This window comes from Fictibacillus phosphorivorans, from assembly GCF_023715845.1.
GTDB lineage: Bacteria > Bacillota > Bacilli > Bacillales > Fictibacillaceae > Fictibacillus > Fictibacillus phosphorivorans_D.
The window spans coordinates 1-24,814 of record NZ_JAMBOR010000024.1; the positions used below are offsets into that span (position 1 = coordinate 1).

At 40.0% G+C, this 24,814-nt stretch carries 23 protein-coding genes and 2 tRNA genes; 17 read left to right on the forward strand and 8 right to left on the reverse strand.

Annotated elements, in window-relative coordinates; translation table 11 throughout:
• Window positions 1-407 precede the first annotated feature (407 nt).
• From M3206_RS15885 to tsaD, 9 genes are all read left to right on the forward strand, one after another.
• Window positions 408-1,556, forward strand: a complete 1,149-nt coding sequence (locus M3206_RS15885; RefSeq protein ID WP_251313497.1) for a trans-sulfuration enzyme family protein — start codon at window positions 408-410, stop codon at window positions 1,554-1,556.
• Window positions 1,557-1,650: 94 nt separating this feature from the next.
• Window positions 1,651-3,030, forward strand: coding sequence for an amino acid permease (locus tag M3206_RS15890; protein ID WP_251313498.1), 1,380 nt, complete (start codon window positions 1,651-1,653; stop codon window positions 3,028-3,030).
• Window positions 3,031-3,289: 259 nt separating this feature from the next.
• A tRNA-Met gene (locus M3206_RS15895) sits at window positions 3,290-3,366 on the forward strand.
• A 34-nt stretch (window positions 3,367-3,400) separates the two neighbouring features.
• Window positions 3,401-3,476, forward strand: a tRNA-Asp gene (locus M3206_RS15900).
• 141 nt (window positions 3,477-3,617) lie between these two features.
• Entirely contained in the window at window positions 3,618-4,619 is a 1,002-nt protein-coding gene (thiL, locus tag M3206_RS15905; protein ID WP_251313499.1) for a thiamine-phosphate kinase, read from the forward strand.
• 8 nt (window positions 4,620-4,627) lie between these two features.
• On the forward strand, window positions 4,628-5,083 hold the full coding sequence (tsaE, locus tag M3206_RS15910) for a tRNA (adenosine(37)-N6)-threonylcarbamoyltransferase complex ATPase subunit type 1 TsaE (RefSeq protein ID WP_251313500.1): 456 nt from the start codon (window positions 4,628-4,630) through the stop codon (window positions 5,081-5,083).
• Entirely contained in the window at window positions 5,080-5,775 is a 696-nt protein-coding gene (gene tsaB / locus M3206_RS15915; RefSeq protein WP_251313501.1) for a tRNA (adenosine(37)-N6)-threonylcarbamoyltransferase complex dimerization subunit type 1 TsaB, read from the forward strand. Before tsaE ends, tsaB begins: the two co-directional genes overlap by 4 nt.
• A 9-nt stretch (window positions 5,776-5,784) precedes the next feature.
• The gene (gene rimI, locus M3206_RS15920) at window positions 5,785-6,234 is read left to right on the forward strand and encodes a ribosomal protein S18-alanine N-acetyltransferase (RefSeq protein ID WP_251313502.1); all 450 of its coding nucleotides are present in this window, start codon (window positions 5,785-5,787) and stop codon (window positions 6,232-6,234) included.
• On the forward strand, window positions 6,231-7,247 hold the full coding sequence (gene tsaD / locus M3206_RS15925) for a tRNA (adenosine(37)-N6)-threonylcarbamoyltransferase complex transferase subunit TsaD (protein ID WP_251313503.1): 1,017 nt from the start codon (window positions 6,231-6,233) through the stop codon (window positions 7,245-7,247). The genes rimI and tsaD overlap by 4 nt, the downstream gene beginning before the upstream one ends.
• Before the next feature lie 355 nt (window positions 7,248-7,602).
• Here tsaD and M3206_RS15930 read toward each other — a convergent pair whose 3' ends face one another.
• Window positions 7,603-9,543, reverse strand: coding sequence for an ABC-F family ATP-binding cassette domain-containing protein (locus M3206_RS15930; RefSeq protein WP_251313504.1), 1,941 nt, complete (start codon window positions 9,541-9,543; stop codon window positions 7,603-7,605).
• A 433-nt stretch (window positions 9,544-9,976) separates the two neighbouring features.
• On the opposite strand from M3206_RS15930, the gene moaC reads away from it, so the two are divergent.
• Genes moaC through tatC form a run of 4 tightly spaced genes read left to right on the forward strand, consistent with a single transcriptional unit; the run spans window position 9,977 to window position 12,152 of the window.
• Window positions 9,977-10,480 carry a cyclic pyranopterin monophosphate synthase MoaC gene (gene moaC, locus M3206_RS15935; RefSeq protein ID WP_251313505.1) on the forward strand — a complete coding sequence of 168 codons (504 nt, stop codon included), beginning with the start codon at window positions 9,977-9,979 and terminating at the stop codon, window positions 10,478-10,480.
• Between the two features lie 45 nt (window positions 10,481-10,525).
• Window positions 10,526-11,161 carry a redox-sensing transcriptional repressor Rex gene (locus M3206_RS15940; RefSeq protein WP_251313506.1) on the forward strand — a complete coding sequence of 212 codons (636 nt, stop codon included), beginning with the start codon at window positions 10,526-10,528 and terminating at the stop codon, window positions 11,159-11,161.
• A gap of 13 nt (window positions 11,162-11,174) precedes the next feature.
• Complete coding sequence (locus tag M3206_RS15945) at window positions 11,175-11,357, forward strand: twin-arginine translocase TatA/TatE family subunit (protein ID WP_251313507.1); 183 nt, start codon at window positions 11,175-11,177, stop codon at window positions 11,355-11,357.
• A 12-nt stretch (window positions 11,358-11,369) separates the two neighbouring features.
• On the forward strand, window positions 11,370-12,152 hold the full coding sequence (tatC, locus tag M3206_RS15950) for a twin-arginine translocase subunit TatC (protein WP_251313508.1): 783 nt from the start codon (window positions 11,370-11,372) through the stop codon (window positions 12,150-12,152).
• 95 nt (window positions 12,153-12,247) lie between these two features.
• On the opposite strand, the gene M3206_RS15955 is transcribed toward tatC, so the two are convergent.
• Together M3206_RS15955 and M3206_RS15960 are read right to left on the reverse strand one after the other, a co-directional pair.
• Window positions 12,248-12,451: a DUF4305 domain-containing protein gene (locus M3206_RS15955; RefSeq protein ID WP_251313509.1), complete on the reverse strand. Its 204-nt coding sequence runs from the start codon at window positions 12,449-12,451 to the stop codon at window positions 12,248-12,250.
• Window positions 12,448-13,161 (reverse strand): CPBP family intramembrane glutamic endopeptidase, encoded by a 714-nt coding sequence (locus M3206_RS15960; RefSeq protein WP_251313510.1) that lies wholly within the window; start codon window positions 13,159-13,161, stop codon window positions 12,448-12,450. Before M3206_RS15960 ends, M3206_RS15955 begins: the two co-directional genes overlap by 4 nt.
• Window positions 13,162-13,401: 240 nt before the next feature.
• Between M3206_RS15960 and groES the strand changes: the two genes are divergently transcribed.
• Both groES and groL read left to right on the forward strand, forming a co-directional pair.
• Window positions 13,402-13,686, forward strand: a complete 285-nt coding sequence (groES, locus tag M3206_RS15965; RefSeq protein WP_251313511.1) for a co-chaperone GroES — start codon at window positions 13,402-13,404, stop codon at window positions 13,684-13,686.
• Window positions 13,687-13,778: 92 nt separating this feature from the next.
• Window positions 13,779-15,419 carry a chaperonin GroEL gene (groL, locus tag M3206_RS15970; protein WP_251313512.1) on the forward strand — a complete coding sequence of 547 codons (1,641 nt, stop codon included), beginning with the start codon at window positions 13,779-13,781 and terminating at the stop codon, window positions 15,417-15,419.
• 196 nt (window positions 15,420-15,615) lie between these two features.
• On the opposite strand, the gene M3206_RS15975 is transcribed toward groL, so the two are convergent.
• The 5 genes from M3206_RS15975 to M3206_RS15995 form a co-directional block, all read right to left on the reverse strand.
• The gene (locus M3206_RS15975; RefSeq protein ID WP_251313513.1) at window positions 15,616-16,797 is read right to left on the reverse strand and encodes a DUF4317 domain-containing protein; all 1,182 of its coding nucleotides are present in this window, start codon (window positions 16,795-16,797) and stop codon (window positions 15,616-15,618) included.
• A gap of 665 nt (window positions 16,798-17,462) precedes the next feature.
• Entirely contained in the window at window positions 17,463-17,984 is a 522-nt protein-coding gene (locus tag M3206_RS15980) for an ECF transporter S component (RefSeq protein WP_251313514.1), read from the reverse strand.
• Window positions 17,985-18,135: 151 nt separating this feature from the next.
• On the reverse strand, window positions 18,136-19,647 hold the full coding sequence (locus M3206_RS15985) for a CoA-acylating methylmalonate-semialdehyde dehydrogenase (protein ID WP_251313515.1): 1,512 nt from the start codon (window positions 19,645-19,647) through the stop codon (window positions 18,136-18,138).
• Window positions 19,648-19,689: 42 nt separating this feature from the next.
• Entirely contained in the window at window positions 19,690-21,051 is a 1,362-nt protein-coding gene (locus M3206_RS15990; protein ID WP_251313516.1) for an aspartate aminotransferase family protein, read from the reverse strand.
• A gap of 168 nt (window positions 21,052-21,219) precedes the next feature.
• Window positions 21,220-22,815: a PucR family transcriptional regulator gene (locus M3206_RS15995; RefSeq protein WP_251313517.1), complete on the reverse strand. Its 1,596-nt coding sequence runs from the start codon at window positions 22,813-22,815 to the stop codon at window positions 21,220-21,222.
• Window positions 22,816-23,112: 297 nt separating this feature from the next.
• Between M3206_RS15995 and M3206_RS16000 the strand changes: the two genes are divergently transcribed.
• Complete coding sequence (locus M3206_RS16000) at window positions 23,113-23,316, forward strand: DUF3311 domain-containing protein (protein ID WP_251313518.1); 204 nt, start codon at window positions 23,113-23,115, stop codon at window positions 23,314-23,316.
• The gene (locus M3206_RS16005; protein ID WP_251313519.1) at window positions 23,313-24,797 is read left to right on the forward strand and encodes a sodium:solute symporter family protein; all 1,485 of its coding nucleotides are present in this window, start codon (window positions 23,313-23,315) and stop codon (window positions 24,795-24,797) included. Before M3206_RS16000 ends, M3206_RS16005 begins: the two co-directional genes overlap by 4 nt.
• The last annotated feature ends 17 nt before the right edge of the window (window positions 24,798-24,814 follow it).

The following is a 24,814-nucleotide window of genomic DNA, read 5'->3' on the forward strand; positions in this document are numbered from 1 at the left end:
AAGCTTCGCGACATATTCTCGGTACTCTAAAGACTTTCTTTTCATGTGGACACGTCCCCTAAATTAGTTTTGTTTAAGTATAAAGAATTCTCACAAGGATGTCTCCACTTTTAAGACTAATTTAAGTAGCTTGTCGATTCTGAGCGTTACTCGAAGATTTTGAGCGAAACTTGCGCGAACGTGTAACAGATTAAAAGAACACGTACCGTAAAAGCTAAAAACGAGGGCTGACGACCGTCAGCCACCCTTTATATAGCTTCGATTTAAAAACACCATAGAATAACAAAGATGGATCTTCTCCATCTTAATCTGCAATTTACCTATCCCCATCCAAACAATCAAATCTCACTTACTCCATCCCATTTTGTGCTACACTAGGAGATAAAAATAATGGGGAGGCTACATATATGAAAGACGTTCATTTTGATACATCAACTGTACATGCAAGCGGTCATAACAATGTTAAATCAGTAAGTAAGGTAAAGCCAATCTACCAGACTTCTGCTTTTTCTTTTTCTGATTTGGATGATTTAGAAGATTATTTTCGCGGAAAAAATGACTTTTTATATACAAGAATGAACAACCCGAACCAAGACGACTTTGCAAAAGGTGTCGCACAGCTTGAACAAGCTCCATCAGGTGTTGTTACCTCATCTGGTATTTCAGCTATATTGATTGGAATCCTATCCGTGGCGCAGGCTGGCGATCATATTGTAGCGTGCCAGGACTTGTATGGGGGTACTTATCAACTTCTTTCCGATGACTTAAAGAGTTTTGGAATTGAGACTTCCTTTGTTTCTTTTAACGATTCAAATGAAATCGAAAAAAACATCCGTCCAAATACGAAACTGCTCTACTCGGAATCCGTTACAAATCCGCTATTACGCGTAGAAGATCTCGGCACACTTGTCGAAATCGCGAAAAAGCATAATCTAACGACGATGATTGATAACACGTTTGCTACACCATTTGTCTTGCAGCCGTTTACGCAAGGCATTGATCTTGTTGTTCATAGTGCAACCAAATATTTAAATGGACACAGCGATGTAACAGCAGGTGTTGTTGTAGGTAGAGAAGATCTAGTCGCAAAAGCGAAGTCTAAAATGGTTCATCTTGGCTGTAACCTCGGACCATTTGATGCTTGGCTGGCATCTAGAGGATTAAAGACCCTAAGCGTCCGCATGGAACGTCATGTAGCCAATGCAAAGGCACTAGCAGAAGAACTAAAGGACACAAAAGGCATTAAAAAAGTGTACTACCCTGAGTTTGTCAGCGAAAAGGGGAACGGAGCTATCGTGTCGATCGAACTGGACGAGAATTGCGATGTCCATGCGTTTTTCAAATCTCTTGACTGGGTGCATATCGTTCCAACATTAGCTGGAGTAGAAACTACAGTATCCTATCCGCTTGGAACGTCACATCGCTCATTACCAGCCGAAATGTGTGAGGCGCTTGGTATCAATAAAAATGTAATCAGAATCTCTGTAGGAATCGAAAATGCAGAGGATATTATTGAAGTTTTCAAAACGGCATCACATAAGGCTTTAGGACTTTAAACTGTAATATAAAAGAAATTGTCTCTTCTTGGGGAATCGTGTTATGATACTGTAGTGAAAGCGCTTCATCAAACACAGCAAGGGAGGCATAAAAATGAAGCCGAAACAAGAATTACATCGCGGGCTCGAGGAAAGACATATTACGCTTATGTCGCTAGGGGCTGCTATTGGAGTGGGCTTATTTTTAGGTTCCGCGTCCGCCATTGAGATGGCTGGACCGGCAATTTTATTTGCATATGCTCTAGGTGGAGCAGTTATGTTTATGATCATGAGAGCTCTGGGCGAGATGGCAATCCATCAGCCAGTTGCGGGCTCTTTTAGCAGATATGCAAGAAATTATATCGGACCATTAGCTGGTTACTTAACTGGGTGGAATTATTGGTTCCTATGGATTGTAACTTGTATGGCTGAGATCACAGCGGTTGGTATCTACATGAAGATGTGGTACCCAGACACACCAACGTGGATTTGGGCATTAGCTGCACTTGTTATTATGGCTAGCGTCAATTTATTAGCGATTAAAGCATATGGAGAGTTTGAATTCTGGTTTGCTTTAATAAAAATTGTAGCGATCCTTTTAATGATCGTAACAGGTTTAGGTATGATTATATTTGGTTTTGGAAACGGTGGCGTTGCTACTGGAATCAGCAACCTTTGGGAAAATGGCGGATTTGCTCCAAATGGAGTAAAAGGGATCCTCATGTCCATGCAGATGGTCATGTTCGCATTCTTAGGAATTGAAATGATCGGTGTAACAGCTGGAGAAGTAAAAAATCCGGAAAAATCGATTGCTAGAGCTGTAAACTCTGTATTCTGGCGTATTTTATTATTCTACATCGGGGCATTGTTCGTGATTATGTCGATCTATCCTTGGGATCAAATTGGTACACAAGGAAGTCCGTTCGTATTAACGTTTGAAAAGATCGGAATCGGACAAGCTGCTGGAATTATTAACTTTGTTGTTTTAACAGCAGCATTATCCAGTTGTAACAGTGGAATCTTCAGTACAGGCCGTATGTTATTCAATCTTGCAGAGCAAAAACAAGCACCTGCAAAGCTTCATAAAGTAGGTAAAACAGGAGTGCCATCAGTAGCTGTTTTAGTTTCTGCTGGAGTTCTATTAATTGGAGTAGTACTCAACTACTTAGTTCCTGAAAAAGTATTTGTTTGGGTAACGAGTATCTCAACGTTTGGTGCAATTTGGACATGGTCCATTATCCTGATATCACAAATGAAATTCCGAAAAGGATTAAGTGATGAAGAAAAAGCAAAATTAAAATTCAAGATGCCATTATATCCGTTTGGATCATATATCGCACTTGCGATTTTAATATTCGTAGTAGGAATCATGGCTTACTTCCCAGATACGCGAATCGCGTTAATCGTGGGGCCAATATGGTTACTTCTATTAACAGCGATCTACTTTGCTAAAGGGTTTCACAAGAGACCTGAAAACGCAAAAAAAGCTGCATAATCAAAGGGCACTGGAAAAAGAAAAATTTCAGTGCCCTAATATTTATTTAAGACTTGCATCATACTAATAAACGTGTTATATTAATAAATGTCCGAAACAGTTGTTGAAAAAACAACCTTTTAAAACGTCTCTGGGTGGATCATGGAGCATACGCTTCAGCGAAACCACAACGACATGTCTCGACGGATACACATCATGACTATGATTGTAGAGGGAGAGATAACAAACTCGGAAACATCATCCGAATACTTTATATCATCGCGGGGTGGAGCAGTCTGGTAGCTCGTCGGGCTCATAACCCGAAGGTCGCAGGTTCAAATCCTGTCCCCGCAACCAATTAATTTTAAGACTACACTCAACTACATAAGCTGGACCCGTGGTGTAGTGGTTAACATGCCTGCCTGTCACGCAGGAGATCGCCGGTTCGACCCCGGTCGGGTCCGCCACTTTTAAAAAACGAAACAAGGTTTCGTGTTTTTTTATGTCTAAAAGTAAGTTAAACTTAAAATATATCAATGATACCTTAGGAGTTCGATCTGATCCTAAGGCTTTTTTATAAACTGATTTAACCAAAGAGGTGGGTTATTATGCTTCAAGATGAATTCGAATGGATAAAAAGCATTACACCGAATACGTCTCACCAAAAAGAGTTAGTGATGGGTATTGGGGATGACGCCGCACTTTGGTCAGTAAACAATGAATTGGATCAAGTTATTTGTGTAGATACAATGGTGGAAGGTGTCCATTTTATAAGAGATACGTTATCACCCCATCAATTAGGTTATAAAGCATTAGCAGTGAATTTAAGCGATTTAGGCGCTATGGGTGCAATCCCTCAGTTTTACTTAGTATCAATCGCCATATCCAAGGACTGGAACGCGGTAGAGCTTAACGAAATCTATAAAGGAATGACCGAGCTCGCAGCACGTTATAAAACAGATCTCATAGGTGGAGATACGGTTTCTATTAAAGGACCTCTCGTATTAACGGTTACCGTTATTGGAAAAGTAGAAAAAGGGAAACGTCTCCTTCGAAGTAATGCGAAGCCAGGAGATTCTGTCTTTTTAACAGGTGTAACCGGAGAATCTGCTGCAGGTCTTAAGCTGTTACTTGAAAACACGAGACACCATTCCTATAGCAAAAATGAAAAAGAGCTGATTTTACAGCATCAGATGCCAGCACCTCATATTGAACAAGGTAGACTATTAGCTTCTTGCAGTCATCGAATCTCGTTAAACGATGTCAGCGACGGTTTAGCGAGTGAACTCAATGAAATTGCTGAATCAAGTCAGGTCTCTATACATATTGAAGAGAACAAAATTCCTGTCAGCTCACGGTTAGCGAGTTATCCTAGGAATAAACAGTTGGATTTTCAGCTGTATGGCGGTGAAGATTATGTTCTGACTGGAACGGTAGCTCAAGATCAGTTTGGGTCATTGAGAGAGCAATTTGAACAGCATTCTCTAAAGATTTTTGAAATCGGAAAAGTTGGAGAAGCTGGTAAGGCAGCAGTTTATTTGCATCGAGACGAAAACGAATCGCCAGAAAAAATCACAAAACAAGGTTTTAATCATTTTCGGGAAAGGTAAGGGAAGTCATGAGTGTTTATCATTTTAAAACAAAGTCAGCAGAAGAAACGATGGCTTTTGCTCAAAAACTTGGGTCCGTGCTAAAAAAAGGTGATGTTCTTACACTGGCTGGAGATCTTGGCGCAGGTAAGACCACGTTTACGAAAGGCCTTGCTAAAGGTTTAGGCATAACCCGTACCGTGAACTCCCCTACTTTTACGATCATTAAAGAATACAGCGGCCGGCTGCCTCTTTATCACATGGATGTGTACAGACTGGAAGACTCTGATGAGGATCTTGGATTTGAAGAGTATTTTTCGGGTGAAGGTGTTAGTGTGGTAGAATGGGCGGTTTTTATTGAAGAATACCTGCCAGATGAAAGAATGGAAATCGTCATCTCGTATATGGGTGAAGATGAACGAGAAATACAAATAACTCCGCTTGGGGAAAGATACGAAGAACGCGTTAAGGAGATTAAGCAATGAAAGTACTGGCAATAGATACATCCAACCTCGTGATGGGGATTGCCGTAATGGATGAAGGAAAAGTGCTTGGTGAATATATAACGAACTTGAAGAAAAATCATTCGATACGCGTGATGCCTGCAATCGAGCAGCTAATGAAGGAAACGGGTGTCAAACCTGCTGAACTTGATCGTATCGTTGTAGCAAAAGGTCCAGGGTCCTATACAGGTGTTAGAATTGGTGTCACAATCGCTAAAACACTCGCATGGACGTTGAAAAAAGAACTCGTAGGCGTTTCAAGTCTAGAAGTACTTGCACAAAGCGGAAAGTATTTTAATGGATTTACTGTACCGCTATTTGATGCACGACGTACACAGGTATTTACCGGTCTTTATGGACAAGCCGATTCCGGTGAATTTAAGAACCGATGGGAAGACCGCATTATTTTACTAAAAGACTGGCTTGAAAAGCTACAGACCACAGATAAAAAAACTCTATTTGTAGGAAACGATCTTTCTCTACATCAGGAGACGATATCTGAAGTATTAGGAAGCCAGGCTGTATTTGGAGAAGTGTGTGATCATAACCCACGGCCTAGTGAGCTAGGAAGAATCGGTATGCAAAGGGAAGCGGATGACATTCATTCCTTTACCCCAAGCTATCTTCAGTTAGCCGAAGCAGAAGTAAACTGGCTGAAGTCACAAGGCAAGTAGGTGTTTCAAATGGGAGAGGCATATACTTATAGACTTGCAAAGGTAGGTGACATCGATGATATTCTTGGCATTGAACAGTCTTCTTTTGCTGTTCCTTGGTCGAGAGAAGCGTTCTACAGAGAGATTGTTGAAAACCAATTTGCTTATTATTTAATCATGGAAGATCACTTTCAGCCGATCGGCTATTGCGGGATCTGGCTTGTGATGGATGAAGCTCATGTCACAAATATTGCGATTCTTCCTTCGTATAGAGGAAGAAAACTAGGAGAGCAGCTGATGAAAGAAGCGATGTTACTCGCAAAAAGACATGGTGCAGCAACAATGACGTTAGAAGCACGAGTCAGTAATCACGTTGCTCAGAACTTGTATAAAAAGCTTGGGTTTGAAGCAGGCGGTATTAGAAAAAACTATTACAGCGATAACGGGGAAGATGCGTTAGTAATGTGGGTGGAACTATGAAAAAAGATGAAATTATATTAGCAATCGAAACTAGCTGTGATGAGACAGCAGTAGCTATCGTAAAAAACGGCACTGAGCTATTGGCGAATATTGTGGCTTCACAGATTGAAAGTCATAAACGGTTCGGCGGCGTTGTACCTGAGGTGGCGTCACGTCATCACGTGGAACAGATTACGATCGTGATTGAGGAAGCGTTAAACAAAGCGGAACTTGAACCAGCGGATCTTACAGCGGTTGCGGTAACAGAAGGACCAGGATTAGTTGGCGCGCTCTTAATCGGAGTAAATGCAGCAAAAGCTTTTGCGTTCGCTCACGGGCTTCCACTTGTACCGGTTCATCATATCGCAGGACATATCTACGCGAACCGTCTTGTAAAAGAAATGACGTTCCCGTTATTGTCCTTAATTGTTTCGGGAGGACATACAGAGTTGGTTCTCATGGAGGAACACGGCACTTTTAAAGTAATCGGAGAAACGAGAGATGATGCAGCAGGTGAAGCGTACGATAAAGTCGCGCGTACGTTGAACATGCCGTACCCAGGTGGCCCGCATATCGACAAGCTAGCCCAAGAGGGTGAACCGACGATTGATCTGCCTCGAGCTTGGCTTGAACCCGAATCACTCGATTTTAGTTTCAGTGGATTAAAATCTGCAGTCATTAACACGGTTCATAATGCCACTCAGCGCGGTGAAGTCATTAAGCCAGAGGACTTGGCGGCAAGCTTCCAGGCAAGTGTTGTAGATGTACTTGTGGAAAAAACATATCGCGCAGCTGAACAATATAAAGTGAAACAAGTTCTACTAGCAGGCGGTGTAGCGGCAAATAAGGGGCTACGTAAAGCACTGGAAGAACGTTTTAAAGATAAAGGGTATGATTTAGTCATTCCCCCATTACACTTATGCACAGATAATGCAGCGATGATCGCTGCAGCAGGAAGTGTTGCTTATCAAAAGGGTACTCGAGCAGATATGGCACTTAACGGAGTGCCAGGACTGGATCTCGAAGCACAATAATAGTGAATAGAGGCTAGCCTTAAAGAAGAGAAACTTTAAGGCTAGCCTCTTTTTTTTGAAAACAGTGAGGCTGGTAATAAAAACCTCGATTTATTAACAGGAGAGTTGCTTGTCGACTTTAAATGACCTTTTTCGACAGCTGTTTGTGGACAAGTTATACACATATCTGTGGATAATGTGGACATTCTTGGAAAGACTTCTTTTAATAAGGGTTCATTTTGTGCACAAAACACATGATGTATACACAACCACCTGTGGATAAAGTGGATAAGTCGAAAATCCACTTGTAAGTTCTATTGTTTTCCTGTGGATAACAAAAAGCTGACAACCTTTAATTAAGATTGTCAGCTACTCGTTAATTGTTTTGCAGTTCTTCCCATTCTTCCATGAGCGTTTCCATCTCACTGTTTAAAGTATCTAACTGTGATTGGAATTCTTGGGTCTTCTCGTAATCCTGAAATACTTCAGGTTTGCAAAGCTCACCTTCTGCAAAGGCTATTTTACTTTCAAGTGTCTCAAGAAGATTTTCAATCTCTTCAATTCGGCGCTGTCGTTTCCGGTCTTGTTTCTTAGCTTCTTTATCGATCGAATTCTTTGTGCTATTCGATTGTGCGGCAGACGGCGCGCTTGTATTGCGCTCAGCTTTTTGTCGTTCTGCAATTTCTTCCCGGGCTTTCATTTCGTTCTTCTTTTCGGTGTAATAATCATAATCACCAAGATACTCTGTAAGACCGTCGGGAGCCAGTTCAACTACTTTAGTCGCGATCCTGTTGATAAAATAACGGTCATGGGAAACGAACAGAATCGTTCCCGGGTAATGGATCAATGCTTGTTCAAGTATTTCTTTGCTATCTAGATCTAGATGGTTGGTTGGCTCATCGAGTAACAACAGATTGCCTTTTTCCATCATCAGTTTTGCAAGGGCCAATCTTGCTTTCTGACCACCGCTTAATTCGTTTACGAGTTTCAGCACATCATCACCGCTGAAAAGGAACTGGCCAAGTACCGAACGAATTTCTTTTTCCGTTTTTTCAGGATAGTCATCCCAAAGTTCATTCAACAGTGTTTTTCGAGAGTGAAGATCTGCTTGTTCCTGATCATAATGAGAAATCTTCAAACCACTGCCATAACGAATATCACCTTCAAGAAGCGGCAGCTGTTTTCTGATCACTTTTAACAGTGTTGATTTACCAATCCCGTTAGGACCAACGATCGCTATACTATCTTGGCGAGTAACTGCTAAATTTACATTTTTAAAAAGCGGAGCACCTTTTTCATAGCTGGTACTCACATTTTCAAGCTTCAACACATCGTTACCACTTTGCCTTTCAATATCAAAAGAGAAGGTAGCTGATTTTTCCGATCCTGCCGGACGTTCTTTAAGCTCCATCTTTTCAAGCTGTTTCCTGCGGCTCTGCGCCCGTTTCGTTGTTGAAGCACGCGCAAGATTGCGCTGTACGAAATCCTCGAGCTTCGCCACTTGTTCTTGCTGTTTCTCGAACTCTTTCATTTCCTGTTCAAAACGTACTGCTTTTTCTTCCAAATACTTTGAATAGTTTCCTGTATAGCGGAAACAACGTTTTCTTGATACTTCATAGACAGTTGTCACAATCTTATCGAGGAAATACCGGTCATGGGAAACAATAAGAATGCCGCCCGGATAACTCTGCAAATATTGCTCCAGCCAAGTTAACGTCTTGATATCAAGGTGGTTGGTAGGCTCGTCGAGAATAAGAAGATCCGGTTTCGTTAAAAGAAGTTTGGCTAGGGCTAGCCTTGTTTTCTGGCCTCCGCTCAGCGTGTTGATTCTTGTGTTTTTGTCAAAATCCGCAAACTGAAAGCCATGGAGAACTGTACGAATTTCTGCTTCGTATTGGTAGCCGCCTTCATCTTTAAATTGGACCTGGAGTTCATCATAATCCTTTAAGAGACGCTCATATTCAGAAGCATTCTCTAGTACTGCTGGATCGCCCATACGTGCCTCCATCTCGCGCAGCTTCTGTTCTTTTTTACGTAGTGGTTCAAAGACAGAAAGCATTTCATTCCAGATCGATTCATCAGAATCAAGCCCTGCATCCTGTGCCAGGTAGCCTGTTTTCACATCTTTTGGAATCATAACGTGACCAGAATCGTACGAATACTCTCCTGTAATAACACGAAGAAGAGTAGATTTACCTGCACCGTTTCTACCAACGAGCGCGATACGTTCTCCTGTTTGAACTTCTAATTTTATATTAGATAAAATGACGTCAGCGCCAAACGATTTCGTGACGTCCTGAACTTGTAATATAATCATTTTGATTCACCTCAATGAACAAAAAAGGGTGATTTTTATTCAGGCTGTTGTTTAACCTTTGAAGCTTGTAAGTGCTGATTTCCGCTCCAAGATGCTCGCTTTCATGGGGGGCGTGCGGTGGGCCGCCCCAGCGGTCTGTGCTTTTAGGAGCTTCCGATCGCAGGAAACGGCGGACTCATCCACACCTGTCCCGCTAATCCCCCAGGAGTCTCGTACCTTGCACGCCAACCAACTTTTCAAAAGAAGCTAAAACAACAAATCTTTATAGAAAAATGCCCCTCATTATTAATCTTTCATATATCTACTAGTAGTTTAGCTTAGTTTGGGGATTCACGCCAACAAAGGGAATGTTCAACGTTTTGCAATATTTACAAGGAATAAAATAACGACAATAAAAGCGGTTTCGTGTATATTCAACATGAGGAGGGGTTTTATGAAAGAGTTAACCCATTTTAACGAAGAAGGCCGCGCCAGAATGGTGGATATTTCAGAAAAGGGAACCTCACACCGAACGGCTATTGCGGTCAGCGGGATAACCGTATCTGAAGAAGTCTTCCTTATGATTAAAGATAACAAGTTTAAAAAAGGGGACGTTCTTGCCGTTGCCCAAATCGCTGGCATCATGGCAGCAAAAAAGACCTCTGACTGGATTCCAATGTGCCATCCTCTTTCCTTGACCGGTGTTAATCTATCCTTTGAATGGGAAGAAAAAGGTGAAGAAGGATACAAGTTAAAGATACAAGCTGGAGTAAAGACAAAGGGAAGTACGGGAGTCGAGATGGAAGCACTCACGGCCGCTTCTGCTGCAGCTTTAACCGTATATGATATGTGTAAAGCAGCCGATAAAGGGATGATTATCGGTCCTACATATCTCGTATCGAAGACAGGCGGAAAGAATGGAGATTTTGTACGTTCATCAAGCCCTGACAAAGTATGATACAATAAGAGAAGATAAGCTTTCTTAACATGGAGGGCCCCATACATGAACCAAGATCAGCTAAAAATACCTCATGCAACAGCAAAAAGGTTGCCGTTATACTACCGATTTCTTAAAAATCTATCTTCCTCAGGTAAGCAAAGGGTGTCCTCTGCTGAATTAAGTGAGGCTGTAAAAGTAGATTCTGCGACGATAAGAAGAGATTTTTCTTATTTCGGAGCATTAGGGAAAAAAGGTTATGGCTACAATGTTAACTACTTGCTCTCATTTTTCAGCAAGACCCTGAATCAGGATGAAACAACAACGGTTGCGTTGATTGGAGTAGGTAACTTAGGTACGGCTTTTTTACATTACAATTTCACGAAAAATAACAATACAAAAATAGAAGTCGCATTCGACGTGGATGAATCCAAAATCGGTACAGAAATCGCGGGTGTTTCTATCTACCATACGAATGAGATTGAAAGTGTACTTCAAAAACGGGGAATTGAAGTTGCCATCCTGACCGTCCCTGTTGGTGCTGCTCAGCCGATCGCCGATCAATTGGAGAGAGCGGGAGTAAAAGGCATCTTGAATTTTACGCCTGCGCGATTAACCCTATCTTCAGAAATTCGCGTACATCATATCGATTTAGCCGTAGAATTGCAGTCACTTGTTTATTTTATGAAAAATTACTCTTAAAGGAGGAAGGAAAATGTTAGGACCAGGAAGTATCGCTTTAATCGGACTTGTCGCTTTGGTGATGTTTGGGCCAAAGAAGCTGCCTGAATTAGGGAAAGCGGCAGGTAAAACGCTGCGTGAATTCAAGCATGCAACGAAAGGCATTATGGACGATGATGATAACACCAAAAAAGAAAGCGAAGAACCGAAGAAGTAAGGATGTTTTTCTATGAACTCTGAAAAAAGTATGACGTTATATGACCACATTGGTGAGTTAAGAAAACGCATCATGTGGTCTTTAATCGCTTTCTTTGTATTTCTTATCGTTGGATTTTTCTTAGCTAAGCATGTGATTGTGTATTTGCAGAGTGATCCGATCGCTAAAGATATTCAAATGAACGCCTTTCATTTAACAGATCCTTTGAATGTCTATATGACATTTGCATTTTTTATCGGCTGTGTATTAGCTGCTCCTGTCGTGCTCTATCAGCTGTGGGCATTTATCAGCCCAGGTCTTTATGAAAATGAACGAAAAGTAACATTGATGTATATCCCGATCGCTTTTTTGCTATTCTTAACAGGGTTGGCTTTCTCCTATTTCATACTTTTTCCGTTCGTTGTCAGCTTTATGGGCAATGTTGCGACAGCACTTAGTGTGGAAGGAGAATACGGGATTCAAGAGTATTTCTCTTTTCTTTTTAACATCACATTGCCGTTTGGATTGCTGTTTCAGTTTCCGGTACTCATTATGTTCCTAACCCGATTAGGGATCGTGACACCAGACTTCTTAAAGAAGATAAGGAAAGTCGCTTACTTTGGAATTTTAGTTATTGCGGGGTTAATCACTCCGCCTGAACTAATGTCTCACTTAATGGTTACTTTTCCGTTAGTGCTTCTTTATGAGATCAGCATCATCATATCAAGATCGGCATACAAGAAAAGAATGAAAGCTGAAGTGGAAGCTCTTGTGAAAGAGAAAGAAGCTGAGGTTGAATCAGCCTATAACGAATAAGAGGGGGAACCTTTACGGGGAACCTTCTTTTTTTCTGAAAAAGAATGGTCCCTTAGAACAAAAAGAAAACTGCCCCTTAAAGGACAGTTTCATTTTTATTTCTTTCGCTTTCTCTTTAAATGGTTATTCAATGCAAAATATCTGACGGCATTTGCGAAATCGAATGTTGCGACAACCATAGTGATGATTGTCCAGAAGCTTGTCATTCCGTACTCTCTAGCGTAATGAACCGCTAAGCACGTAAAAATGACTCCGATTACGAAATACAAAAATGCCATAAACGATGGTGATGTCTTCATAACAGTCCTCCAAGAATCAATTGCGCTGTTTCTAGCTGTTGCTCCATTTCCTTAATCTTATCTGCAAGGAAAACCTGGACAATTAATACGAGTGTATTCATCGCGACGTGTGCAGCGATTGGTACGATAAGTCTTTTTGTACGGACGTATAGAAATGCAAAGGTAAAGCCCATTGCTGTATAGATTAAGAGATGTTTGAAGTCCGCATGAACAGCTGCAAAAATGAGAGAACTGATCATAGCAGAAATAAAGAAGTTAAATCGTTTATGAAACGATCCAAAAATAATCTTTCGGAAAATAATCTCTTCTAGTATAGGGCCGACAACAGCGGTAACGACCATAAAGTATTGAACATCTTTTACAATCTCAACAAGCCGCTCTGTATTTTCAGACCCCGGCTCAATCCCAAATACGTTTATTTCGATAAGGCTCGCAATGATTTGAGCGGCATACGCCATAAAAATACCGATGATTGACCACAAGATCGCGGAACCCTTTGACACCCGTTCTGTATTCCGATGACGATTTTTCATCTCAGGAATCAGCATGTAAAGGATGATGAATAGAGCAGCAACAAAACTAATCGTGCCCCACATCCCAAACAGTTGGTTTTTTGGAACACCAAGTTCATTTAAAAGAGGAATTCCAAGGTAACCCGAGAATTGCATGAGTATGTATATAATGATGATCCACCAATATTTTTTCTTCAAATTAAGTTCTCCTTTAAATCCTCACACTCATATTCTTGTCTAGTACTACTCTATATATGCTAACCCATTTTAACATAGAAGAGGCATGACTCGCGAGGATATCGAATTTGAAAAACTTTTTGATATTTCTTACTTGCAAAGTTTTAAAGTTTTATTTATTATTAGAAATGGAGTTAGCACTCACTAGCAAAGAGTGCTAATAAAAATATTTTTTTCAACTATTTAAGGAGGGTGTTTCACTTGTTAAAGCCATTAGGTGACCGTATTATTATTGAGCTTGTAGAAGGGGAAGAAAAAACTGCAAGCGGCATTGTATTGCCAGATTCAGCAAAAGAAAAACCTCAAGAAGGAAAAGTTGTTGCTGTAGGTACGGGCCGTGTGACGGATAACGGCGAGCGTGTCTCTTTAGAAGTTTCAGAAGGAAACACAATCATTTTCTCTAAATACGCTGGTACAGAAGTGAAGTACCAAGGTAAAGAATACTTGATTCTTCGTGAATCTGACGTATTAGCGATCGTAGGCTAATCTCAGAGACTAAGAAGCTTCATCTGAATGAAGCTACATAAATAAAAGCAATGTAAGTTACTAACTTTTAAAATTAATGGGAGGGTTTTTACATGGCTAAAGATATTAAATTTAGTGAAGACGCACGCCGCTCAATGCTTCGTGGTGTTGATGCGCTAGCAAACGCTGTAAAAGTAACACTTGGACCAAAAGGGCGCAACGTTGTACTTGAGAAGAAATTCGGTTCTCCTCTAATCACAAACGATGGTGTTACAATCGCAAAAGAAATCGAGCTTGATGATGCATTCGAAAACATGGGTGCTAAACTTGTAGCTGAAGTTGCGAGCAAAACGAACGACGTAGCAGGGGACGGTACTACAACTGCAACTGTTCTTGCTCAAGCTATGATCCGCGAAGGACTTAAGAACGTAACAAGCGGTGCAAACCCAATGGTACTTCGTAAAGGAATCGAAAAAGCAACTGCTGCTGCAGTAGAAGAGCTTAAAGCGATTTCTAAACCAATCGAAGGCAAAGAGTCTATCGCACAAGTTGCTGCGATCTCTGCAGCGGACGAAGAAGTTGGACAACTCATTGCTGAAGCGATGGAGCGCGTTGGAAACGACGGAGTAATCACAATCGAAGAATCTAAAGGATTCACAACGGAGCTTGAAGTGGTTGAAGGTATGCAGTTCGACCGTGGATATGCATCTCCATACATGGTAACAAACTCTGACAAGATGGAAGCAGAACTTGAGAACCCGTACATCCTTATCACAGATAAGAAGATTACGAATATCCAAGAAGTACTTCCTGTTCTTGAGCAAGTGGTACAACAAGGAAAGCCTTTATTGTTGATCGCTGAAGACGTTGAAGGTGAAGCACTTGCTACATTAGTAGTTAACAAGCTTCGCGGAACATTCAATGCAGTAGCTGTAAAAGCTCCTGGATTCGGTGACCGTCGTAAAGCAATGCTAGAAGACATCGCGGTATTAACTGGCGGTGAAGTGATTACAGAAGAACTAGGTCTTGACCTTAAGACGGCAAACATCACACAGCTTGGTACAGCTTCTAAAGTTGTCGTTACAAAAGAAAACACAACAATCGTTGAAGGTGCTGGCGATGCTGAGAAGATTGCAGCTCGCGTAAACCAAATCAAAGCTCAATTAGAAGAAACAACTTCTGAGTTCGATAAAGAAAAACTTCAAGAGCGCCTAGCAAAACTTGCTGGCGGTGTAGCAGTAATCAAAGTGGGTGCAGCTACTGAAACTGAATTGAAAGAACGTAAACTTCGTATCGAAGACGCTCTAAACTCTACGCGTGCAGCGGTTGAAGAGGGTATCGTATCCGGTGGTGGTACAGCTCTAGTTAACGTACTAAGCGCGATCTCTAAAGTAGAAGCGACTGGCGACGAACTAACAGGTGTTAAACTTGTACTTCGTGCGCTTGAAGAGCCAGTTCGTCAAATCGCACACAACGCAGGTCTTGAAGGATCTGTAGTGGTTGAGCGCTTGAAGAACGAAGAAATCGGAATCGGCTTCAACGCAGCAACTGGCGAGTGGGTAAACATGTTCGACTCTGGTATTGTTGACCCAACAAAAGTTACACGTTCAGCTCTACAAAACGCAGCATCCGTTTCTGCCATGTTCCTAACAACAGAAGCAGTAATCGCTGATAAGCCTGAAGAAAATGCCGGCGGTGGTGGAATGCCTGACATGGGCGGCATGGGAATGGGCGGAATGGGCGGCATGATGTAAGCCCAAAGCTCTTTGTATGAAACGTTGGACGGTCATACAAAACATCAAAACCTCCCTTAAACTTACTTGGTTTAAGGGAGGTTTTTTATTATTAAATAAATATAACCTCAATTTATAATGAAAACAGCTTTCCCAAAAATAAAAAAGCTTTCCACAAGTTTAATGACTCGTGAAAAGCTTTTTTTATTTCAAAGAATTAGCTATTTACTTTCTCACCAAAAGCCTCTGGAATCATCGTAAAGCCTTCAATCACCGTATCTTCTTCCACTTCGATCATGAGGTACCGCTTACCGCTTAGCTGCACTTGCTTAACGAATCTCAAATCTTGCGGACTGATGGCGATGTTCGCAACCTTTGTATTAATTTTAATAGATTTGGAATTATACTTCGGCAACACGCTGCTTGCTTTAAACTCATATTTATGATCATCAATCACTTTTTGGAAGGCTGTTTCTACTTTTTCTGGATTGATATCTTCAACACCGCTCGCCATTAACACACGTTCCACGTCTTTGGAGTCTAATCTAGGTAGTTCTTCTTCCTCGTTTTCTTCGATCATACGGTTGATCTCTTCATACACATTAGAGAGAGTGGAGGTATTCAACTGATCTCCTGTCACGTCTTTAATGATTTCTTCAAACACAATCTTATCGTCTTTTGCGGTCATGATCTCTTCGCCATTTAATACGTGCTCGATAAAATCATAATCAGGTTCATGGACCTTGCCTGCTGAATACAGGATGTGATTCACATCTGCTGCGTTATCGCTGAAACAAGGGAAGAGGAATCCGCCAATCGGTGCGTTCAGGTTGATGATCGGATCGACTACAAAGTTGTACTTGAACTCTTTTTCCACATAATCAAAGAGCAGTTCTTTTTTTGGTTCCTGCGTATTGTTTATGCTGCACAGAATAAAGGGGAAGGAGTAAACAGCATCTCGTTCACTGATCTCAGCCTCATCATTCTTGCGCTTCGTCGGCTTATAATACTCTCCCTTGATAAAAGTGATCACGATATCTTTTTCGTATTGTCGATCTGAAAGCATTTTGCCAACAATCTGGAGCATTCTTTCTTTCCAGTCTTCGGTATCGTTCGCAAGTAGTCCTTGATGAAGAATGAGCTGACTGTTGTTTTCAGCACTTTTATTAAACTTTAATTCAAAGAGCTTTTCATCGAGATTTCCACCTAATAATTTCTTGAAGTTATTAAAAAAGAGCTCTTGTTGCTCCGCATCCAACATTTCAAAAGGCTGGCTCACATGATGATAGATCTCACTAGATTCTTTCGTAATATATACATTAAAAATACTTGAGATCTTCAATAAATCATTCTCTTTTTTAAACTGTTTTCGTATTTGACCTATATCTTTTTTGTTCATCCTTTTAAACACTCCTAAGTTGTTGCAAGTTTAAATTAACAATCTCTATGTGTCTAACATAAAAGTATTCTTTATTTTAACATTCAAAAGGAGTGAAGTGTGATGGTGAAGTTATTGTAGATTTGAAGCATTAGTAGTTTAAAAGCCTTTTTATTTTAACAACGTCATCTTGCTGTAGCGTATAACCGGTATGCGTGTCCTTGATATTCATAATCATGCCACCGTTATCTTCTTTTCGTAACCACAGCATATAGATTTCCTTATCTCCATTTGAATCAACAAGGTTCATCTCAAAATTATGTCTTGTAACAGCTAAAATGCCTGTTATTCTTTCAGCAGAATGTATTGCATCTCTAGCTATTTTAATGGCTTGTCTTCGTGAAACGTCTTGTTTACTTCGCCCGTAATTTTCAGCATCTCTTTGTTTTCCTGAAAAGTAGGGAGAGGAGCACTTTGCTTATTAACTGAATTCACGTTACACCTAGTAAACAAAATACAACAGCAAATTAAAATTAAAGCAATAAATCCACTTTTCATCTTCACACCTCTGAAATCCATTTTATAGAAAGTTGTTTCAGGTTTATAAAAGGTTTCAGGGGGTTCCTATACATAAAAAAATCCTATATCGCATAGCGGTAAGACCGATACGATACAGGATCTCAATTTTAAAGAATTCTTTTCTTGATACGCGCTACAAGGGGTACAACAACAAGTCCAGCAAAAACAACCTGCAGGAAGTTTCCTGGAATAGAACCGAATGGTATAATCCAGTTGCCGTAAAGGACTACTTCTGCAAAATAGTACCCAACGATTTTAATTAGAAGGGCTGCAATAACAGCTATCGAGTATACAATGGCTTTTTTACCCGGTACTTTTTCACTGATAAGACCAGCTGCATATCCCATTGCGCCTACGATAATAAAGGTAAACGGAGCCCAAACCGTCCAGCCAGAAATTAGATCAAATAATCCCATACCGAATGCCCCGGCGATCGCACCCGTTCTTCTACCGAAGACAAATGCTGCGACGAACAATGGTACGTTGCCTAAGTGGATGAGCCCGCCGTTTCCTGCGATCGGAAGTTTTATGTTGATGAACATGGTAGCAACAAGAGTCAATGCCACAAATAGGGCGCTGATGACTAATGTTCTTGTTCTATTTGTTTCAATTGAAAATGCTGTGCTCATGACTAAAACCTCTTTTCCGAATAATATTCTAATCATACTTATTTTTCGCTCAATAGGAAATACAAAATTTGAAATTATTAATAGGAAACCACTTCCATAACAAAAGAATCCCACCATGACTGTGGGATTCTTTAACGTAAAGTATAAGCTTTTAATTACTCGGAAAAGCAAACGACATCGCATTTTCCTCGCTCGGATGGATCCAGCGTTCTGATACTACTTTTGTTTTGGTGAAGAAACGTGCTTGGTCAGGTCCAAACATGTGTCCTTCTCCAAACCGTGAACCCTTAAATCCAGCAAAATTATGAAAGCCTACTGGAATAGGAATCGGGACATTTACACCAACCATTCCTACATCAATTTCCGAAGTTAACTTTCTGGCAGCCAGTCCGTCATTCGTAAAAATCGTGACCCCATTTCCTAATTCATGTTCATTGATTAACTGTATCGCTTCTTCTAAAGAATCGGTACGCACAATATTACGAACAGGTCCAAATACTTCTTCTTCGTAAATTTCCATGCCCGGTTTAACGTGGTCAAGCAAGGTTGGTGCTAAGAAGAAGCCTTTAGTGTTAGTTGTGATGTCTTGGTTGCGACCATCACAAACGAGTGTAGCGCCTTCTTCAACACTGCGATCAATCGCTTTTAAGATGTTCTTTTTCGCTTGTTGAGAAATAACAGGACCGTAATCAGGGTTCTCTGTGTGAGGACCTACTTTTAGGTTATCGATCTTTTCTTTTAAGATCGTTACTAAGCGATCAGCCGTTTCCTGTCCTACAGGCATAAGCGTTGAGATAGCCATGCAACGTTGGGAAGCTGCACCATAACCGGCACTGATAAAAGCATGGGCTACCTGTTCTAGGTCAGCGTCGGGCATGACGACCATATTATTTTTACCTCCACCTAAGGCAACGACTCGTTTTCCATATTTGGCGCCTGTTTCATAGATATAACGAGCAACCGGAGTGGATCCTACAAAAGAAACAGCTTGGACGGCTGGATTCTCCAAGAGTTCATCTACAGCTACTTTATCTCCGTTAACGACTGTCCAAATACCATCAGGCAAACCAGCTTCTATCCATAGTTCACTGATATATAAAGAAGTCATCGGTACGCGTTCAGAGGCTTTGAGAATTACAGCATTACCTACTGCAACAGCCATACTCGTTTGAGCTAATGGAACCATCAATGGAAAGTTGAATGGTGAAATGGCGGTTACGACTCCTAGCGGGTATTTTGCGGAATAAGCATTTATTTGCCCGCCTACATTCACTGAATATTCGCCTTTCATGAGATGAGGCGCATTAATAGCTAGATCAACAGATTCCAATCCACGTGTTATCTCACCAAGGGCATCTTCTTCTGTTTTTCCACTTTCTGTACAGATTAATTCGATGATCTTATCTTTATTTTTCACTAGCAAGCCTCGGAAATTTATTACGACTTCGGCTCTTTTGGCTACCGTTAAATTTCGCCAAGCTGGGAAAGCGGCTTTCGCGTGATTTACAGCCTCTTTAACTTCTTCTTTAGAAGCTAGTGGCACTTTAGCAATGACCTCACCAGTTGCCGGATTGAAAACTTCTGAAAACCTTCCGCTTTTGCCATTGATCCGTTTTCCACCAATAAAATGTGTAAGTTCTTTTACTTCAGTTAAATTTGTCATTCCTTTATTCTCCTCTCAGGCATTTGCAAATTGAATATAGATTTATAAGGTTTCAATGGCTTTTATTAAACGAGTAAGAATAAAATCTTTTTCTTCTAAAGTAATATTTAAAGGTGGTGATAAGGTTAGGACATTATTATAGCCTGCTACAGTCACTCCATTTTTTCCGATAATTAATCGTTGGTTCTTACATTCGGCAATCACTTGATTGACTTTATCTACAGGTAGTGGCTCTTTCGTTTCTCTGTCTTTTACTAATTCGACCCCTATCAACAATCCTTTTCCACGAATATCCCCTACAAAAGGATGATGACCAATCTTTTCTTTTAGTTCATTGATCATGATGGATCCCATCTTAGTAGATTGTTCAAATAAGTCCTCACGTTCCATGATTTCAAGGTTTTTCAGAGCGACGGCACATGCTGCTGGAGAACCTCCGAATGTATTGATATGGCGGAAGAAATCATAGGATCCGTTTTTCATAAACTCTTCATAAATTTCTCTTTTAACGGCTGTTGCTGAAAGAGGCATATATGCACTTGTAAGCCCCTTAGCCATCGTCACAATGTCAGGCTGTACGCCATAATGTTGATGTCCGAAGGCTTTTCCTGTACGTCCGAAACCACAAATAACTTCATCCACGATTAGGAGAGCACCATGTTTCTCGCAAACCTCTTTAACGCCTTTCAAATATTGATCGGAAGGCATAATCACGCCACCACCTGTGATGATAGGTTCTAAAATCATCGCGGCGATCGTTTCTGAGTGTTCCCAAGTCATCACTTCATCTACTGCCTGAACAGAAGGGAGGTCACTCGGCCTCATAAATTCATCTTCATTGTATCGATACTGATCTGGGGCTTTCACATGAATAAAGCCTGGTGCCAGTGGCTCGTACTTATATTTTCGCTCTGCTTGTCCTGTTGCCGCTAATGCACCCATCGTATTGCCATGATAGGCACGGTAACGAGAAACAATTTTATAGCGGCTTCCTTCATTTTTTTGCTGGAAATACTGTCTAGCCATTTTAAACGCTGTTTCATTTGCCTCTGAACCACTGTTAGAGAAAAAGACAACATAATCTCCACCTAACAGTTCACTGATCTTTTCCGCAAGTAAGATGGCTGAAGGATGACTGTTTGTTAAGGGTGTATAATTATTTTCTAAAAGCTGATCATAAGCTGCTTTAGCAATTTCTTCTCTTCCATAACCTACATTAACGCACCATAACCCAGACATGGCATCCAAATAACGAACACCTTCTACATCCGTTAACCAAGCTCCCTCTGCCTTTTGAACAATCATAGTAGATTGAGGATTATAGGGTTTCATGGCATGCCACAGATGTTTTTCATCAGTCTTAGCTAAATTTACTTTCGTTTCAGCAATATGAACGTCTCCCATTGGACTCACCCCATTAGAAATTTATCTTCTTTCCATTCATTGTGAAGAAGTTCAAAGAGGTAATCATCAGACAAAATGTAAAATGTTTATTTGTAACCGTTTCACATAGTGACGCCTTTTGTAGGAAATAACGAAAAATTCAAAAAAATCCATTCAAAAAAATATTCGTTAGGTTATGGAAAGCTCCTCTGAATCGATAAAAGGGTAATCATATTCATATTGAGTAGCAAGCAACATCAATTCAACGGCAAGACGTTTAGGTGGAAGCATATAGTCATTTCCAATTAAATCCTCAATTTTAGAGAGACGATGATACAAGGTCTGCCGAACGATAAAGAGCTTTTTTGCTGTTTCTTTCTTTAAACAATTACATTGGAGATAGACTTGTAGGGTTGTTATCAAATTACCATTGTTTTTAGCATCGTATTCATAAAGCGGTTTTAAATAGTTCTTTGCTAAATCCATTAGTGCTTTTTTTCGTTGCATGTGAAGAACGAGATGATGAATATATAAATCCTCATAAAAATAAGAGAGTTGTGGAGAGTTACTGCGGACTAATAAAGTATCTTGAGCCGTTTCATAACTTTGATGGACGAGTTTATAATCAGTGGTCACTTGTCCGACAGCCGTAGTAACATGCAGATCCATGTAATTATTGCTCTTTCTAAAACTTCTAATCTTTTCAATGCAGTCGATGATACGGTGTTTGACATCTTGTCCATAAAGATCAGCCAGTACATACACCAGTTTTTGCTTTTCTTCAAGCAAGAACACAACGAATCCATTTTGTTCAAATATGCCGCGTGTATATAATTTATAGTAGTTTAAATCAAAATCAATTTTTGAAGATTTAAGTTTATCGATTAAAACGAAGTAAGAGCTATTTAACAGATTAGTAAACCGTTGTTCTTGTAAGAAGTTTGTTAATACGGTGTGATCAATGGTTCCGTCTAGCCAAGATTCTACTATGGCACGGTAATGAACGTTTTGTTTTTCTTCGATGTATAGATTACGTAATAAGTATTGAGATAAGGCAGTCACTGTTCGGTCCAATACCAGCAATTCAAACTCATTGATCGTACCTTTCTCTGTAAAAATACATACTTCTCCGTAACGTTCCTCAAGTATGTTTACTTCACACTTTGAAAAAAACATCGACCCTTCATTTTTTTCGTATTTCTTATTCAAATCCTTATAGATGTGCTGTTTTTCCTGGGGGATAAATAGAGGCTGTTGACCCTTCATGAAAAAGGCAACGTTAACGTTTAAATACTTATTTAGTCTCATTAATATATGTTCATAATGAGTTACCTTTAAGGTAAGCTTATTGATTTCTTGAGAGTAGTTCTCTAATCGTTTAATCATCTCGTACTGTTGGTTTATCAAGATACTATGAATCTCTTGCGTAATCTCAATAAAAGGTACGATTTCATGAAAAGCGAGGATGGGGAACTGATGTTGATCCGCATATTCGATTACTTTTTTAGGTACGGATCGAATGTGATCACCATATTCAATACATAAACCTGCTGCTTTCTTTTTTATTAACTGCTTCACAAAGTCAAAAAAATCATCCTCTTGAATGAGTTGAATGCCTGTCGTTAATATCAGTTCGCTCCCTTTAATAAAAGTACTAATCTCTTTCGATTCCAGAATATGTACCCATTTAATGATGTTCATAACTCCATTAGATCCTGCAATCACTTCTGCTTTTCTAAAATGCCTTTTATCAAATAGGTCTTGAATACAAAGCGAGTAAGACATATGTACCCTCCTAGAAAACAATAGAATTATGAATGTTTATACACAAAAATATAACATAATGTAAAACGGAGCCGTGAACTTCTTTACATTTTGTTCATATCGGGAGGTTAAATGGCTATGTTATATTTTTTTATATTCATAGATTTGTGTTAAGAAGGAGCTGATGTCTTCAAGCAAAAAAGTGAATCTCCTGGTTAAGTAAATTTATTTTAGTAGAACAGAAAACTAGCATTTATACATACCTAGTCATTTCATAGAGTAATAACCAACTAAATCTAGGAATGGAGTGTGAAGCAAGTGAGAAAGTATGCACAACTGTTATTATTGATCCCTTTTATTGGACTGTGTGTTCTTCTGCCGTTAGCTAATCGTATCGAACCCTATATTTTAGGAATGCCATTCTTACTTTTTTGGGTGGTACTATGGATGATCCTATCATCCGTTACTCTATTAATCGTATATAAACTAGACCCTGAGAATGAGGGGAGTGAAGTAGAATGAACGCTGCCTTACTGATTATCTTCATCGTTGCTGCTATCGCTTTATACTTAGGGATTCGTGCGACTCGCGGAAAAGATATGAACGTAAATGAGTTTGCTGTTGGTAATAAGGGGTTTGGAACCTTGTTCGTATTTTTACTCATTGCGGGTGAGGTTTACACAACGTTTACCTTCTTAGGAGGGAGCGGGTGGGCGTATTCCAATGGTTCAGCGGCTTACTATGTTCCAGCCTATATTTGTTTGGCTTATGTACTTTCTTATTGGATCATTCCAAAGATATGGCGTTTCGCTAAAAAGCACGATGTCATTTCACAGCCTCAATATTTTTTGAAATCCTATGACAGTAAAGCATTAGGACTTGTTGTAGCGTTCATTGGATTAATTGCTTTAGTTCCCTATATTGTCATTCAGTTAAAGGGATTAGGAATCATTGTATCTGAAGCTTCCTATGGAGCGATTTCGCCATTGATGGCTTCTACGATTGGTGCAGCGATCGTTACCATTTATGTTACGATCTCAGGTATCCATGGATCGGCTTGGAATGCAGTTTTAAAAGATATCATGATCTTATTTGTTATCGTATTCTTAGGTACTTATATTCCTTATCATTATTTTGGCGGGATCCCCCAGTTGTTCGAAGCCGTTCAATCCGTTAAACCAGAAGCGTTAACATTTGCATCTGAAGGATATAGTATTCCATGGTTTGTTTCAACGATTATATTAAACGCATTTGGATTCTATTTATTGCCACAATCGTTTACCGTCGTAATATCAGCTAAAAGTGAACGTGCATTAAAGAAAAATGCCATTACTTTGCCGTTATACACCATTTTAATCTTATTTGCTTTCTTTATTGGATTTGCGGCGATCATTCAAGTACCCGGTTTACAAGGAGCTGAAGGTGACCTTTCGCTATTGCGAATTACGATGCAAACATTTGACCCTTGGTTTGTAGGTATCGTTGGCGGAGCGGGACTATTAACAGCGTTAGTACCGGTATCAGTGATGGTTATGTCAGGTGCCGTTGGTTTAATGACAGGCTTTTATAAGTTGATCAAGCCGGAGTCAAGTGATCGTCAGCAACTCGTCGTATCGAAAGTATTTGTATTACTAATTATCTTAATTGCTTATGCGTTCACGATAACTGGAGGAAATGCACTAGCAATCTTAAATATCATGTCCTATGGGTTGATCACTCAATTAGTTCCGGCCCTGATTTTTAGCTTCTTTAGTACTAAGTTAATGAATAAGTACGGTGCTATTGCCGGCATTTTAACAGGGGTATCCATTGTACTATTCAACGCGATTACTTCGTTTAAACTAGTAAATGTGTTCCCGAATATTCCAAGTGCGATCAATGATATTAATATTGGTTTTGTAGCGATTGGTATTAATATTTTAATAGGATTGACTGTAAGTTTCGTAACGAAGAACTTAATCCTAAATGAAAATTCACAAGTTGCAGAAAAAATAGCCCAATAATTGAAGGAGGTCCTCCT

Excerpts from the sequence above, each read along its gene's own strand:
- M3206_RS15885 (WP_251313497.1), top strand. The coding sequence starts at position 408 with ATGAAAGACGTTCATTTTGATACATCAACTGTACATGCAAGCGGTCAT.
- thiL (WP_251313499.1), top strand. The coding sequence starts at position 3,618 with ATGCTTCAAGATGAATTCGAATGGATAAAAAGCATTACACCGAATACG.
- tatC (WP_251313508.1), top strand. The coding sequence starts at position 11,370 with ATGAACTCTGAAAAAAGTATGACGTTATATGACCACATTGGTGAGTTA.
- M3206_RS16005 (WP_251313519.1), top strand. The coding sequence starts at position 23,313 with ATGAACGCTGCCTTACTGATTATCTTCATCGTTGCTGCTATCGCTTTA.
- groL (WP_251313512.1), top strand. The coding sequence starts at position 13,779 with ATGGCTAAAGATATTAAATTTAGTGAAGACGCACGCCGCTCAATGCTT.
- moaC (WP_251313505.1), top strand. The coding sequence starts at position 9,977 with ATGAAAGAGTTAACCCATTTTAACGAAGAAGGCCGCGCCAGAATGGTG.
- tsaB (WP_251313501.1), top strand. The coding sequence starts at position 5,080 with ATGAAAGTACTGGCAATAGATACATCCAACCTCGTGATGGGGATTGCC.
- tsaD (WP_251313503.1), top strand. The coding sequence starts at position 6,231 with ATGAAAAAAGATGAAATTATATTAGCAATCGAAACTAGCTGTGATGAG.
- M3206_RS15980 (WP_251313514.1), bottom strand. The coding sequence starts at position 17,984 with ATGAGCACAGCATTTTCAATTGAAACAAATAGAACAAGAACATTAGTC.
- M3206_RS15930 (WP_251313504.1), bottom strand. The coding sequence starts at position 9,543 with ATGATTATATTACAAGTTCAGGACGTCACGAAATCGTTTGGCGCTGAC.
- tsaE (WP_251313500.1), top strand. The coding sequence starts at position 4,628 with ATGAGTGTTTATCATTTTAAAACAAAGTCAGCAGAAGAAACGATGGCT.
- M3206_RS15940 (WP_251313506.1), top strand. The coding sequence starts at position 10,526 with ATGAACCAAGATCAGCTAAAAATACCTCATGCAACAGCAAAAAGGTTG.
- M3206_RS15955 (WP_251313509.1), bottom strand. The coding sequence starts at position 12,451 with ATGAAGACATCACCATCGTTTATGGCATTTTTGTATTTCGTAATCGGA.
- M3206_RS15975 (WP_251313513.1), bottom strand. The coding sequence starts at position 16,797 with ATGAACAAAAAAGATATAGGTCAAATACGAAAACAGTTTAAAAAAGAG.
- M3206_RS15995 (WP_251313517.1), bottom strand. The coding sequence starts at position 22,815 with ATGTCTTACTCGCTTTGTATTCAAGACCTATTTGATAAAAGGCATTTT.
- M3206_RS15985 (WP_251313515.1), bottom strand. The coding sequence starts at position 19,647 with ATGACAAATTTAACTGAAGTAAAAGAACTTACACATTTTATTGGTGGA.
- M3206_RS15890 (WP_251313498.1), top strand. The coding sequence starts at position 1,651 with ATGAAGCCGAAACAAGAATTACATCGCGGGCTCGAGGAAAGACATATT.
- M3206_RS15945 (WP_251313507.1), top strand. The coding sequence starts at position 11,175 with ATGTTAGGACCAGGAAGTATCGCTTTAATCGGACTTGTCGCTTTGGTG.
- rimI (WP_251313502.1), top strand. The coding sequence starts at position 5,785 with ATGGGAGAGGCATATACTTATAGACTTGCAAAGGTAGGTGACATCGAT.
- M3206_RS15990 (WP_251313516.1), bottom strand. The coding sequence starts at position 21,051 with ATGGGAGACGTTCATATTGCTGAAACGAAAGTAAATTTAGCTAAGACT.